At 38.9% G+C, this 14418-nt stretch carries 12 protein-coding genes and 1 pseudogene; 11 read left to right on the top strand and 2 right to left on the bottom strand.

Annotation, left to right across the window (positions count from 1 at the left end; translation table 11 throughout):
• Window positions 1-71 precede the first annotated feature (71 nt).
• The 7 genes from hopF to xseA all read left to right on the top strand — a co-directional run bounded on the left by hopF (window position 72) and on the right by xseA (window position 7679).
• Window positions 72-1508, top strand: coding sequence for a Hop family outer membrane protein HopF (hopF, locus tag J5F42_RS00315; protein ID WP_283491361.1), 1437 nt, complete (start codon window positions 72-74; stop codon window positions 1506-1508).
• 12 nt (window positions 1509-1520) lie between these two features.
• Window positions 1521-2930: a Hop family outer membrane protein HopG gene (gene hopG / locus J5F42_RS00310; protein WP_283491360.1), complete on the top strand. Its 1410-nt coding sequence runs from the start codon at window positions 1521-1523 to the stop codon at window positions 2928-2930.
• Between the two features lie 100 nt (window positions 2931-3030).
• Window positions 3031-4266 carry an adenylosuccinate synthase gene (gene purA / locus J5F42_RS00305; RefSeq protein ID WP_097699628.1) on the top strand — a complete coding sequence of 412 codons (1236 nt, stop codon included), beginning with the start codon at window positions 3031-3033 and terminating at the stop codon, window positions 4264-4266.
• On the top strand, window positions 4263-4691 hold the full coding sequence (locus J5F42_RS00300; protein ID WP_097699627.1) for a flagellar export protein FliJ: 429 nt from the start codon (window positions 4263-4265) through the stop codon (window positions 4689-4691). The genes purA and J5F42_RS00300 overlap by 4 nt, the downstream gene beginning before the upstream one ends.
• Window positions 4684-5352: a MotE family protein gene (locus J5F42_RS00295; protein WP_097699626.1), complete on the top strand. Its 669-nt coding sequence runs from the start codon at window positions 4684-4686 to the stop codon at window positions 5350-5352. The genes J5F42_RS00300 and J5F42_RS00295 overlap by 8 nt, the downstream gene beginning before the upstream one ends.
• Entirely contained in the window at window positions 5349-6404 is a 1056-nt protein-coding gene (gene rseP / locus J5F42_RS00290; RefSeq protein WP_198973078.1) for an RIP metalloprotease RseP, read from the top strand. The genes J5F42_RS00295 and rseP overlap by 4 nt, the downstream gene beginning before the upstream one ends.
• Before the next feature lie 12 nt (window positions 6405-6416).
• A complete protein-coding gene (xseA, locus tag J5F42_RS00285; RefSeq protein WP_097699625.1) occupies window positions 6417-7679 on the top strand; it encodes an exodeoxyribonuclease VII large subunit in 1263 nt (420 codons plus the stop codon).
• Window positions 7680-7697: 18 nt separating this feature from the next.
• Here xseA and J5F42_RS00280 read toward each other — a convergent pair whose 3' ends face one another.
• Together J5F42_RS00280 and J5F42_RS00275 are read right to left on the bottom strand one after the other, a co-directional pair.
• The gene (locus J5F42_RS00280) at window positions 7698-8810 is read right to left on the bottom strand and encodes a DNA methyltransferase (RefSeq protein ID WP_097699624.1); all 1113 of its coding nucleotides are present in this window, start codon (window positions 8808-8810) and stop codon (window positions 7698-7700) included.
• A 12-nt stretch (window positions 8811-8822) separates the two neighbouring features.
• Window positions 8823-9437 carry a hypothetical protein gene (locus J5F42_RS00275; RefSeq protein WP_097699623.1) on the bottom strand — a complete coding sequence of 205 codons (615 nt, stop codon included), beginning with the start codon at window positions 9435-9437 and terminating at the stop codon, window positions 8823-8825.
• A gap of 112 nt (window positions 9438-9549) precedes the next feature.
• On the opposite strand from J5F42_RS00275, the gene J5F42_RS00270 reads away from it, so the two are divergent.
• The 4 genes and pseudogenes from J5F42_RS00270 (at window position 9550) to J5F42_RS00255 (ending at window position 14413) form a co-directional block, all read left to right on the top strand.
• A complete protein-coding gene (locus J5F42_RS00270; RefSeq protein WP_198973079.1) occupies window positions 9550-10239 on the top strand; it encodes a BsaWI family type II restriction enzyme in 690 nt (229 codons plus the stop codon).
• Window positions 10236-10995 (top strand): annotated as a pseudogene (locus J5F42_RS00265) (DNA-methyltransferase). Before J5F42_RS00270 ends, J5F42_RS00265 begins: the two are co-directional and overlap by 4 nt.
• Window positions 10996-11067: 72 nt before the next feature.
• A complete protein-coding gene (locus J5F42_RS00260) occupies window positions 11068-13638 on the top strand; it encodes an ATP-dependent Clp protease ATP-binding subunit (protein ID WP_097699622.1) in 2571 nt (856 codons plus the stop codon).
• Between the two features lie 55 nt (window positions 13639-13693).
• Window positions 13694-14413, top strand: a complete 720-nt coding sequence (locus J5F42_RS00255) for a cytochrome c biogenesis protein CcdA (protein ID WP_283491359.1) — start codon at window positions 13694-13696, stop codon at window positions 14411-14413.
• Window positions 14414-14418 lie beyond the last annotated feature (5 nt).

Genomic DNA, 14418 nt, shown 5'->3' with positions numbered 1-14418 from the left:
GATTATCTTAAAATTAGAAAGTTTCTTTTATGGATTAAGTAAAATCACTTATCAAAGCAAAAAGGATATTTTTGAAAAACCACTCCTTTAAAAAAATGATCGCTCTTTCCTTGCTAGCGAGCATGTCTTTGTGTAACGCTGAAGAAGATGGGGCGTTTTTTGTCATAGATTACCAAACGAGTTTGGCCAGACAGGAATTGAAAAATCCAGGCTTTACCCAAGCGCAAGAATTAAAGCAATTGATTAGAGATGGGGCTGTGAGGTTGCAAACTTCTGCCATTCCCTTATCCTACTACTTGGATATTTTAGGGAATAAAACAGCAACTCTTTTGAGTGAAAGCCTGAAAAACAATGCACAACCACAAAACGGACCATCAAACCAAGCCTTAGTCAATTTAAAAGAATCTCTAGGGATTTTAGGAAAACTATTAGATCTATCTCAACAATACGCTAGTCAGGGTGTCATTAAGCCTTTGGTGGTGGATGTAGGGAAAGAACAAATCGGTATCACTGATAGCATGCTCTTAGTGGCTCAAAACATCGTTTTAGCTTTAGGGCAAGTGGATTTGAGCAAAATCCAACAAAACAATAACGGACAGCTATACGAAAACATCATGAAAGTCATGCTTTTAGGCGCGGGCGGGACTAATGGATCGTATAACGGCGTGAGCGTGGGCGATATTGCCACGGGCATGCAAAATTTTTCTTCGCAAACGGGCTTGATAGGGGCTAATTCTACGGTTAGCGAGCTGAATGCTTTGATTAAGAGCGGGATTTCTTTAGATCGTGAGACTTTGGGGTTAGGGAGTTTTATTGAAAAAAATATCTGTAGCAGTGCATCGCCTTGTTTTAGCGGGAGTCAGCTTATCTATAGGAAAGGGCTAGATAGAGTCATAAACATCATTAACGCGAGCTTAGGTCAGTTTGAATCTTCGGCTAGTTCTCTTTATAAGATTTCTTATATTCCTAACCTCTTTTCGCTCAAAGATTATCAGTCAGCGAGCATGAACGGCTTTGGGGCTAAGATGGGCTATAAACAATTTTTCACCCATAAGAAAAATGTTGGCTTAAGGTATTACGGGTTTTTGGATTATGGCTATGCAAATTTTGGCGATACGAATTTAAAAGTGGGAGCGAATCTTGTTACTTATGGGGTAGGAACGGATTTTTTATACAATGTGTATGAACGCTCTAGAAGGAGGGAAAGGACTACGATCGGTCTTTTCTTTGGTGCTCAAATTGCAGGGCAAACTTGGAGCACGAATGTAACGAACTTGTTGAGCGGGCAAAGGCCTGATGTCAAGTCTAGCTCGTTCCAGTTTTTGTTTGATTTGGGCGTGCGCACCAACTTTGCAAAAACCAATTTCAACAAGCACAGGCTAGACCAAGGGATAGAATTTGGGGTGAAAATCCCTGTTATCGCTCATAAATATTTTGCAACCCAAGGCTCAAGCGCGAGCTATATGAGGAATTTTAGCTTCTATGTGGGCTATTCAGTCGGTTTTTAAGGAAGGCTCTTGATGAAAAACACCAATACAAAAGAGATAAAGAATACAAGAATGAAAAAAGGTCAATACCACGCGCTTAAAAAGGGGCTTTTGAAAACCGCTCTGCTTTTTAGCCTTCCCTTAAGCGTGGCGTTAGCTGAAGACGATGGCTTTTATATGGGAGTGGGCTATCAAATCGGTGGTGCACAACAAAACATCAATAACAAAGGCAGCACCCTAAGGAATAGTGTCATTGATGATTTCCGCCAAGTGGGCGTGGGTATGGCAGGGGGTAACGGGCTTTTAGCCTTAGCGACAAACACGACCATGGACGCTCTTTTAGGGATAGGCAATCAAATTGTCAATACTAATACAACTGTTGGCAACAACGACGCAGAATTAACCCAGTTTAAAAAAATACTCCCCCAAATTGAGCAACGCTTTGAAGCGAATAAAAACGCTTATAGCGTTCAAGCCTTGCAAGTGTATTTGAGTAATGTGTTGTATAACTTGGTTAATAATAGTAATAATGGCAGCAATAATGGAGTTGTTCCTGAATATGTGGGGATTATAAAAGTTCTCTATGGTTCTCAAAATGAATTCAGTCTCTTAGCCACGGAAAGCGTGGCGCTTTTAAACGCGCTTACAAGAGTGAATTTAGATAGCAATTCGGTGTTTTTAAAAGGGCTATTAGCCCAAATGCAGCTTTTTAATGACACTTCTGCAGCAAAGCTAGGCCAAATTGCAGAAAACTTGAAGAACGGTGGTGCAGGGGCCATGCTCCAAAAGGATGTGAAAACCATCTCGGATCGAATCGCTATTTACCAAGAGAATCTAAAACAGCTAGGAGGAATGCTAAAGAATTACGATGAACCTTACTTGCCCCAATTTGGGCCAGGCAAAAGCTCTCAGCATGGGGTTATTAATGGCTTTGGTATTCAAGTGGGCTACAAGCAATTTTTTGGGAACAAGAGGAATATAGGCTTACGATATTACGCTTTCTTTGATTATGGCTTTACGCAATTGGGCAGTCTTAGCAGTGCTGTTAAAGCGAATATCTTTACTTATGGCGCTGGCACGGACTTTTTATGGAATATCTTTAGAAGGGTTTTTAGCGATCAGTCCTTGAATGTGGGGGTGTTTGGGGGCATTCAAATAGCGGGTAACACTTGGGATAGCTCTTTAAGAGGTCAAATTGAAAACTCGTTTAAAGAATACCCCACTCCCACGAATTTCCAATTTTTGTTTAATTTGGGCTTAAGGGCTCATTTTGCCAGCACCATGCACCGCCGGTTTTTGAGCGCGTCTCAAAGCATTCAGCATGGTATGGAATTTGGCGTGAAAATCCCAGCTATCAATCAAAGGTATTTGAGGGCCAATGGGGCTGATGTGGATTACAGGCGTTTGTATGCGTTCTATATCAATTACACGATAGGGTTTTAAGCTCTTTTTTATTAGAGCTTAAAGGGGCTTTTTACTTTTTTTTGGTATTCTAACAAGCTTTTAAACCATCCAATCTACTTTGTTTTAAGGATAATATTTTATGGCAGATGTCGTTGTGGGGATTCAGTGGGGAGATGAGGGGAAAGGAAAGATTGTTGATAGGATCGCTAAAGATTATGACTTTGTGGTGCGCTATCAAGGCGGGCATAATGCGGGGCATACCATTGTGCATAAGGGGGTTAAGCATTCTTTGCATTTAATGCCCTCAGGGGTTTTATACCCCAAATGCAAGAATATCATTTCTAGCGCGGTGGTCGTGAGTATTAAGGATTTGTGCGAAGAAATCAGCGCATTTGAGGATTTAGAAAATCGTTTGTTTATCAGCGACAGAGCCCATGTGATCTTGCCTTATCATGCCAAAAAAGACGCTTTTAAAGAAAAATCTCAAAACATCGGCACGACTAAAAAAGGCATAGGCCCTTGCTATGAGGATAAAATGGCCAGGAGCGGGATAAGAATGGGGGATTTATTAGACGATACCATATTAGAAGAGAAACTAAAAGCGCATTTCAAAGCTATTGAGCCTTTTAAAGAAGCGTATGATTTGGGCGAGGATTACGAAAAAGATTTGAGAGAGTATTTTAAACAATACACCCCAAAAATCCGCCCCTTTATCAAAGACACGACAAGCATGCTGATAGAAGCGAACCAAAAGGGTGAAAAAATCCTGCTAGAAGGGGCGCAAGGCACGCTTTTAGACATTGATTTAGGGACTTACCCTTTTGTAACAAGCTCTAACACCACGAGCGCTAGCGCATGCGTGAGCACCGGCTTAAACCCTAAAGCGATCAATGAAGTGATAGGCATCACGAAAGCCTACTCTACTCGTGTGGGTAATGGGCCTTTCCCTAGCGAAGACGCTACACCCATGGGCGATCATTTAAGGACTAAGGGCGCAGAGTTTGGCACGACAACCAAGCGCCCAAGGCGTTGCGGGTGGCTGGATTTGGTGGCTTTAAAATACGCTTGCGCTTTGAATGGTTGTACGCAATTAGCCTTAATGAAATTAGACGTTTTAGACGGGATTGATGCGATTAAGGTGTGCGTGGCTTATGAAAGAAAGGGCGAAAGATTAGAGGCTTTCCCTAGCGATTTGAAAGGTTGCGCACCGATCTATCAAACTTTTAAAGGCTGGGAAAAAAGCGTGGGCGTGAGAAAATTAGACGATTTAGAGCCAAACGCTAGAGAGTATATCCGTTTTATTGAAAAAGAAGTGGGGGTGAAAATTGGTCTTATTTCTACAAGCCCTGAAAGAGAAGACACGATTTTTCTATGAAAAAATTCGCTTCTGTGTTGGTGCAATTAAAAACCCTTGCGTTAGAAAAAATAGAGCGAAAGCTTGAAAGCAAGCGTTTAGAATTGCAACAAAACGAGCGAGAAATTTTGGACAAACAAGCCCAATTGAGCGCGTTTAAAAACCCTGAGTTGGGGGGAATGAGCCTTTTTTTACAAACCCAGCAATTAAAAAGCACTCTAAGAATGGAGATAGAATATTGCCAACAAGAGGGCGAGAATTTAAACAAGGATTTAAAAGTTTTAGAAAAAGATTATTTTTTGGCTAACCAGGAATTAGAAAAAGCTAAAATCATTTTAGAAAATGAAAAGCAAAAAGAACAGAAAATTTTGGAAAAAAAAGAGCAGGCCCTTTTGGACGAAAACGCCATGATTTTACACTGGCAAAAAGGGGGCTTGCATGCGTAAAATCTTGTTAATGGGCTTGATTTTACAAGCGCTCTTTGGCGAAGAAGCCGCGCAAGAATTGTTGCAATGCTCTGCGATTTTTGAATCTAAAAAAGCCGAATTAAAAGACGATTTGCGCCAATTGAGTGAAAAAGAGCAGTCTTTAAGGATCTTGCAAACCGAAAACGCCCGCCTTTTAGATGAAAAAAACGATCTGTTAAGCAAAAAAGAAAAAGAAATAGACGAAAAACTGAAAAATTTAGCCGCTAAAGAAGAAGCCTTTAAAACCTTACAAACGGAAGAAAAAAAACGCCTTAAAAATTTGATAGAAGAAAATGAAGGCATTTTAAGAGAAATCAAGCAGGCTAAAGACAGCAAGATTGGCGAGACTTATTCTAAAATGAAAGATTCTAAGTCTGCCTTGATTTTAGAAAATTTGCCCACTCAAAACGCTTTAGAAATTTTAATGGCGCTAAAACCTCAAGAATTAGGCAAAATTTTAGCCAAAATGGATCCTAAAAAAGCGGCGGCTTTGACAGAGTTGTGGCAAAAACCCCCAAAAGAAAATAAAGAAAATAAAGAAAGCCAAAAAACCACAGATCCCACGCCCCCCACACCACCCACGCCTCCCAAAGAGCCAACCCTAAAAGATCCTAACACCAAAGAGCCTGCAGGGGTATGATGTTCATTATAGCGGTTTTAATGCTGGCGTTTTTAATCTTTGTCCATGAGTTAGGGCATTTTGTTATTGCTAGGATTTGCGGGGTCAAGGTGGAAGTGTTTAGCATTGGTTTTGGTAAAAAACTCTGTTTTTTTAAGCTTTTTGGCACGCAATTCGCTTTGTCTTTGATCCCGCTTGGGGGCTATGTGAAATTAAAGGGCATGGATAAAGAAGAAAATGAAGAAAATGAAATTAATCAAGCAAATGATAGCTACGCGCAAAAAAGCCCTTTCCAAAAGCTATGGATACTATTTGGGGGGGCGTTTTTTAATTTTCTTTTTGCGATTTTAGTGTATTTTTTTCTGGCATTGAGCGGGGAAAAAGTCTTACTGCCAATCATTGGCGACTTAGAAAAAAACGCGCTAGAGGCCGGGCTGTTAAAGGGGGATAAAATCCTTTCTATCAACCATCAAAAAATAGCGAGTTTTAGAGAGATTAGAGACATAGTAGTGCATTCTCAAGGCGAGTTAATTTTAGAAATAGAGCGAAACAATCAGATTTTAGAAAAACGCCTAACCCCCAAAATCGTAGCGATGATAAGCGAATCTAATGATCCTAATGAAATGATCCGGTATAAAGCGATAGGCATCAAGCCGGACATGCAAAAAATGGGCGTTGTCTCTTATTCCGTGTTTCAAGCGTTTGAACAGGCCTTGAGTCGGTTTAAAGAGGGCGTTGTTTTGATTGGGGATTCTTTAAGGCGTTTGATTATGGGAAGCGCTTCAGTTAAAGAATTGAGTGGGGTGGTAGGCATTGTGGGAGCGTTAAGCCATGCGAATAGTTTGAGCATGCTTTTGTTGTTTGGGGCGTTTTTGTCTATCAATTTAGGGATTTTAAATTTATTACCCATTCCAGCCTTAGATGGGGCGCAAATGCTAGGGGTCGTTTTTAAAAATATTTTTCATATCGCTTTGCCAACGCCCATACAAAATGCGTTGTGGCTAGCGGGGGTGGGGTTTTTGGTTTTTATCATGTTTTTAGGGCTTTTCAATGACATCACTCGTTTGCTATAAAAGGGGGAGTTGATGCATGTATTGAGCGTGAGCGAAATCAATGCGCAAATCAAAGCCCTTCTAGAAGCGACTTTTTTGCAAGTTAGGGTTCAAGGGGAAGTGAGTAATTTGACTGTCCATAAGGTGAGCGGCCATGCGTATTTTTCGCTCAAAGACAGCCAGTCGGTTATTAAATGCGTGCTGTTTAAAGGGAACGCTAACAGGCTCAAATTCGCTTTAAAAGAAGGGCAGGAAATGGTTGTTTTTGGGGGCATTAGCGTGTATGTTCCAAGGGGGGATTATCAAATCAATTGCTTTGAAATAGAGCCTAAAGAGATAGGTTCATTAACTTTAGCTTTAGAGCAATTGAAAGAAAAATTACGCCTTAAAGGCTATTTTGATGAAGCCAATAAATTACCCAAGCCAAGTTTTCCTAAACGAGTGGCAGTCATCACTTCTCAAAATTCAGCCGCTTGGGCGGACATGAAAAAGATCGCTTCCAAACGATGGCCAATATGCGAATTAGTCTGTATCAACACTTTAATGCAAGGGGAAGGGTGCGTTCAAAGCGTGGTGGAGAGCATCGCTTATGCGGATAGTTTTCATGACACAAAAAACGCTTTTGATGCGATTGTAATGGCTAGGGGTGGAGGGAGCATGGAGGATTTGTATTCTTTCAATGATGAAAAAATCGCTGACGCTCTGTATTTGGCTAAAACTTTCAGCATGTCAGCTATTGGGCATGAGAGCGATTTTTTATTGAGCGATTTAGTGGCGGATTTAAGGGCTTCTACGCCTTCAAACGCGATGGAGATTTTACTCCCTAATAGCGATGAATGGTTGCAAAGACTTGATGGGTTTAATGTGAAATTGCACCGCTCTTTTAAAACTTTGCTCCACCAAAAAAAGGTGCATTTAGAGCATTTAGCGGTCTCTTTGAAACGATTGAGTTTTGAAAACAAGCACCATTTAAACACCTTAAAACTAGAAAAATTAAAAATCGCTCTAGAAAATAAAACCCTAGAATTTTTACGCTTTAAAAAAACGCTTTTAGAAAAAATCTCTATTCAAACATTAACAAGCCCTTTTTTACAAACTAAAACAGAGCGCTTAAACAGGCTAGAAAACGCCCTCAAACTCGCTCATGCATATTTGAAATTACCCCAATTCGGGGCGTTGGTGAATAAAAATAATCAAGCGATAGAATTAGAGGCATTAAAAAGGGGCGATAAAATTGAATTGAGTAATGAAAAAGCCAGAGCGAGCGCTGAAATTTTGAGCGTGGATAGGGTATAGGGGTTTGAAAAATAATATTTAAAATAAAATAGATTTTGTTTTTAAAATCTCGTATTCACTTCTTTTGATGATCTTTTCTAAACGCAATAGCATGATGTTTGGAATCGTGTTTTGGTACCCCTTGTTTTTTAAAATGCTAACAGCTTGCGGGTTATTTTTAATTTTTTCTTCTTTTTGGCACAAATAAAAAGACCAATTCAAACAATAATCCTTATTAACTTCTATAACCGCTTGCGCTGTTGTCCCACTGCCTGCAAAAAAATCTAAAATAATAGAATCTTTAGGGGTGGAGCATAATAATAAATATTTAATCAATGCTACAGGTTTTGGCGTCTTAAAAAGCCCTTTTAAGCCTAATTTTTCTAGATCTTTTGTGCCTTGTCGGCTATAAAAATCTAACACGCTCAAACAATTATCTTGCGATTCTTTTAGGTAGTATTTTTCATAAGGGCGATTGTTCTTAAAAATAAGCCTATTTTGATAATATAACTCCTTAAGCTTTTCATCGCTGCTCCACCCTCTGCTTTTTAAGGGTTCTAAAAAAAGATTGATTTCTTGTATCGCTACACTGCGTGGGTGTGAAGGCGTGGATAGATCTTTAGCGAAATAAATCTCACCTTTTTCATCCACCAAATTATAATTTTTTAAAAAATTAAAATGTTCTTTTTGAGATAACTCTTTGATTTGTTCTTTTAGGGCAAGTTGGGCTTGAGCTTGTCCTTTTTGTTTAAAAACATTCTTAATCGTTTGCATTAAATCTTTCAAGGGTTTAGCATAAATGGGCAAAAGCGTTCGTAAGATTTTAAAACTAGGAGCGAACGCTTTATTTTTGGCGTAGCTTAAAACATACTCATGGGTAATATTGATGTGTTTAGCGTTGGATCTTGTGGCTTGTTTGGTGATAAAAGTGCCTAAAAAATTGCGCGTTCCAAAAATTTCATTGGCAATGATTTTAACTTCAGCCATTTTATTATCGTCCATAGAAATAAAGATGCAACCACTTTGTTTTAACACAGCCTTTGCTAAAATCAAATGTTCTTCAATCCATTTTTCATAATCAGCATGATCGTCTTCATATTCAAAATTAAAACTCTTGGTGTTATAAGGGGGGTCTATATAGATCGTTTGGATGCTATAAAAACTTTATGCAAGATGGTTTTCCCAAGAAAAATGACCAAATTTAAGATTAAAAAGATTGATAAGCTCTTGTTCTTTTGAATCAATGGGTTTCATTTTAAATTCAAATTCTTTGATTAATTTACTAATTCCTATCGTTTGAGTTGAATGCCTCCTTTCGTTATGACACTCTTTCACTTTTTGCTCTAAATACAATCCCATTTCAGGGTGCTTTCCATAAACAATGAATAAAAGATTAGAAATATTATTCCAAACACCCACGGCTAAAGTCGTTTTAATATCGCAAAAAACTTTGGCTTTTTCTAAAGTGGTGTCATTAAAAGTCGCACTCCAAGTTTTACTTTGAAAAGATACTTGTTTGATTTCTAAAAATTCATCGCTTGAACTTCTTTTAGCATCAAGGCCATGCTTTTGGGTATTGATGAGATCATAATCTAAATATAAAGCTACCATGCTATCTCTCAATTCATTCAAAAATGAATCGTTGTCATGTTTATTGTATTTATTTTGAATTTCTTCAATCGGCTTTAGTGCTTGATAGCTTTCTGTAATGAAGTTTCTGTCAATGGGTTCAAAGCACCCCTTATTAAAAAATCCTAAAGACTGATTTAAAAATTGCATATCTGACCCTTGATTAAATTATGTCAATATTATAGCTTGTTTCAAACGCCAGCCATTATCAAAAAGTTTTGTATTATAATTTGATTGATTCCTGTTGATTAAGGTGTTTGGATTGGGTTTAGCGGATATTATTTTAGAGCGTTTTAAAGATTTTATGAGAGAATACCCTGAGCCTTACAAGTTTTTGCAGGTTTTTTACGCGCAAGAAAAAGAACGCTTTTTAAACCATAAAATGAACGATTATATGAAGCAAAATAAAAGCAAGGAAGAGGCCAGTATTTTGGCCAGACAAGGCTTTGTCAGCGCGGTTGGAAGAGCGTTAGAAAAAATCATAGAACTTTTATTAAAAGATTTCTGTATTAAAAACAATGTCAAAATGACGAACGATAAAATCTTAAGGGCTAAGTGCATTAATGGCGAGCTGGATAGAGTCAAACGGGCTTTATTGGTGCATTTTGGAGAATATAGCGTGTTGCCAGATATTATTCTTTATCAAACCAACAAGGATAATGTCAAAATCCTAGCGATTTTATCGGTAAAAAATTCGTTTAGAGAGCGTTTCACAGAAACGCCTTATTGGAAATTAAAACTCTTACAATCGCCTATAACTTCTCACATTAAAGTTTTCATGATAACGCCGGATAACGATGATGAAATCAGCTTTAAAGACAAGCCTAAAAAGGCTAGGATCGTTATGGAGCATGAACTAGATGGCCTTTATTTAGCCAAAAGCCATTTTGATCAAAGCTCTAAAATTAAGGGCATAGAAAATTTGTTAGAAGATTTAAAAAGGCTTTTATGAAACCTTATTTCAGTTTGGAGAAATTGGATTTATACCATGGCGATGCGAGCGTTTTAGAGACTTTTGAAAAAGGTTTTTATGATTTATGCATCACTTCACCGCCCTATAATTTGAGTATTGAGTATCAAGGGAGCAATGATTTTAGGGCTTATGATGATTATTTGAATTGGTGTAAAAATTGGCTTAAAAATTGTTATTTTTGGGGTAAGGAACAGGCGAGGTTGTGCTTGAATGTCCCTTTAGATACGAATAAACACGGCAAGCAAAGTTTAGGGGCTGATATTACTATAGTGGCTAAAGAATGCGGTTGGAAATACCAAAATACGATCATTTGGAATGAAAGCAATATTTCAAGACGCACCGCTTGGGGGAGTTGGCTGCAAGCTAGCGCACCTTATGCGATCGCTCCTGTGGAGTTGATTGTTGTTTTTTATAAAAACGAATACAAGCGAAAAAAACAAACTTCTACAATCAGTAAAGAGGAATTTTTACTCTATACTAATGGGTTATGGAGTTTTAGCGGTGAATCCAAAAAACGCTTAAAGCACCCAGCCCCATTCCCAAGGGAATTACCCAGGTGTTGCATCCAATTGTTTTCTTTTTTAGAAGACACGATTTTTGATCCTTATTAGCGGCTCTGGCACGACTATTTTAGAGGCGAACGCTTTAGGGCGTTTTAGCGTGGGTTTAGAGATTGAAAAAGAATATTGCGAGTTGTCTAAAAAGCGTATTTTAGAGAGTTTGTCGTTAGTGTGAGCGTTTTAAAAACCTTTGAGGGTTAAAATAGTGTAAAATAGTAAAGATTTTAAAACTCAAAAAGGATTGATAATGAATTTATTTGAAAAAATGACTGACCAATTGCATGAGACTTTAGACAGCGCGCTCGCTTTAGCCTTGCACCATAAAAACGCTGAAGTAACGCCCTTGCACATGCTTTTTGCCATGCTCAATAATTCCCAAGGCATTCTCATTCAAGCCTTACAAAAAATGCCTGTGGATATTGAAGCTTTAAGGCTTAGCGTTCAAAGCGAGTTGAATAAGTTCGCTAAAGTTTCACAAATCAGCAAGCAAAATATCCAATTAAACCAAGCTCTAATCCAAAGTTTAGAAAACGCTCAAGGTTTGATGGCTAAAACGGGCGATTCTTTCATCGCTACCGATGTGTATCTTTTGGCGAACATGAGCCTTTTTGAAAGCGTTTTAAAACCTTATTTAGACACTAAGGAATTGCAAAAAACTTTAGAATCTTTAAGAAAAGGCAGGACTATTCAGGATAAAAACGATGATTCTAACTTGGAAAGTTTAGAAAAATTTGGCATTGATTTGACGCAAAAAGCCCTAGAAAATAAGCTGGATCCCGTGATCGGAAGAGATGAAGAAATCATTCGCATGATGCAAATTTTGATAAGAAAAACAAAAAATAACCCTATTTTACTAGGTGAGCCTGGAGTGGGGAAAACGGCTGTTGTGGAAGGGCTAGCCCAACGCATTGTGAATAAGGAAGTGCCTAAAACGCTTTTAAACAAACGGGTTATCGCTTTAGATTTGAGCTTATTGGTGGCTGGAGCGAAATACAGAGGCGAGTTTGAAGAGCGCCTGAAAAAGGTGATTGAAGAAGTTAAAAAAAGCGCGAATGTGATTTTATTCATTGATGAAATCCACACGATTGTAGGGGCTGGGGCTAGTGAGGGGGGCATGGATGCGGCCAATATTTTAAAACCCGCGCTCGCTAGGGGGGAATTGCACACGATTGGAGCGACCACTCTAAAAGAATACCGCAAGTATTTTGAAAAAGACATGGCGCTACAAAGGCGTTTCCAACCCATTTTACTCAATGAGCCTAGCATCAATGAAGCTTTACAGATTTTGAGGGGGTTGAAAGAAACTTTAGAAACGCACCATAATATCACCATCAATGACTCCGCGCTCATAGCGAGCGCTAAACTCTCTAGCCGTTATATCACCGATAGGTTTTTGCCCGATAAAGCGATTGATTTGATTGATGAGGGGGCGGCTCAATTAAAAATGCAAATGGAATCAGAGCCGGCCAAACTCTCTAGCGTGAAGCGCTCCATTCAAAGACTAGAAATGGAAAAACAAGCCCTTGAAATGGAAAACAAAGAGAGCAACCACAAACGCATGCAAGAAATCCTTAAAGAATTGAGCGATTTGAAAGAAGAAAAAATCCAATTAGAAGCGCAATTTGAAAACGAAAAAGAAGTGTTCAAAGAAATTTCACGCTTGAAAATGGAAATGGAAAGCTTGAAAAAAGAAGCCGAAAGGTTTAAACGCAATGGGGATTACCAGCAAGCGGCTGAAATTGAATACTCTAAAATCCCTGAAAAGGAAAAGAAAGAAAAAGAATTGCAGTATAAATGGGAAACGATGCAACAAAACGGGGCGTTGTTGCAAAACGCTTTAACCGAAAACAACATCGCTGAGATCGTGAGCCAATGGACGCACATCCCGGTCCAAAAAATGCTCCAAAGCGAAAAAAATAGGGTTTTAAACATTGAAAGCGAATTGCAAAAAAGAGTGGTGGGGCAAGAAAAAGCGATCAAAGCGATCGCTAAAGCGATTAAAAGGAATAAGGCCGGCCTTAGCGATAGCAACAAGCCCATAGGGAGTTTCCTCTTTTTAGGACCAACAGGCGTGGGTAAAACCGAGAGCGCTAAAGCTTTGGCACAATTCTTGTTTGATAGCGATAAAAATCTTATACGAATTGACATGAGTGAATACATGGAAAAGCACGCTATCAGCCGTCTTATTGGGGCCGCTCCTGGGTATGTGGGCTATGAAGAAGGCGGGCAATTGACCGAAGCGGTGCGCAGAAAGCCTTATAGCGTGGTGTTATTAGATGAAGTGGAAAAAGCCCATCCGGATGTGTTTAACCTCTTGTTGCAGGTTTTAGATGAGGGGCATTTAACCGATAGTAAGGGCGTGAGGGTGGATTTCAAAAACACGATTTTGATTTTAACCAGCAATGTGGCTAGCGGCGTGCTTTTAGAAGAAAATTTGAGTGAAGCCGACAAACAAAAAGCGATCAAAGAGAGCTTGAGGCAATTTTTCAAGCCGGAATTTTTAAACCGCCTAGATGAAATCATCTCCTTTAACGCCCTAGATAGTCATGCTATCATAAATATCGTGGGGATACTCTTTGAAAACATTCAAAAAAAAGCGCTTGAAAGGGGCATTAATATAACCCTAGACGAAAAGGCAAAAGAATTGATCGCCGAAGCGGGATTTGACAGATTTTATGGCGCTAGACCCTTAAAGCGCGCGCTCTATGAAATGGTAGAAGACAAGCTCGCTGAACTCATTTTAGAGGATAAAATTAAAGAGAATGACAGCGTGGCGTTTGTGGTAGAAAATAACGAGATTGTGCCTAAGATTAAGTGAGGTTTGGTTATCCTAAAAAAGACAAGAAATGGTTATTTTGAAAAAGGATTGAATGATGTTTGATAACACGCTTGTTAATCTCTTTGACACAGCGCCTCTTTTAACTTCGCTTCTAGCTGGGATTTTAACTTTTTTAAGCCCTTGCGTGTTGCCTTTGATCCCGGCGTATATGTCTTATATTTCTCAAATTTCTTTAGAGGATATTAAAGATGGTAAGGCTAAAAGGGTTTCGGTTTTTTTAAAATCCTTGATGTTTGTGGTGGGGTTTTCGCTCGTGTTTTTGGGCGTTGGCATGTCTATGGCTAAGCTTATCCATAGCTTTTCGTTTGCCTGGGTGAATTATATCGCTGGGGGGATTGTGATCCTTTTTGGTTTGCATTTTTTAGGCGTGTTTCGTTTTTCATTTTTGTATAAAACTCAAAGCGTTCGTTTAGCGAGCAAATCTAATAGCATGCAGCGCTTTTACCCCTTTCTTTTGGGCATGAGTTTCGCTTTGGGCTGGACGCCATGCATCGGACCGATATTCACTTCTATAGTGATCATGAGCGCGAGTAAGGACACTTATGGTTTAATCCTTATGGTGGTGTTTGTAATGGGCTTGGCGATCCCTTTTTTATTGGTGGCTTTAATGCTAGAAAGAGCGCTTTTGTTTTTAAAATCCTTAAGGAAATACAACCGCGCGATTGAAATTGTTTCGGGGTTGGTGCTTATTTTAATGGGAATATTGATCATGACAAATTCTTTAGAAAGCCTGACTAACTTTTTACAAAATTAGGAGGG

The sequence above is a fragment of the Helicobacter pylori genome, from assembly GCF_030062585.1.
Classification (GTDB): domain Bacteria; phylum Campylobacterota; class Campylobacteria; order Campylobacterales; family Helicobacteraceae; genus Helicobacter; species Helicobacter pylori_CN.
The sequence above is the reverse complement of the archived record's forward strand: the minus strand, read 5'-3'. Positions and strand labels throughout refer to the sequence as shown.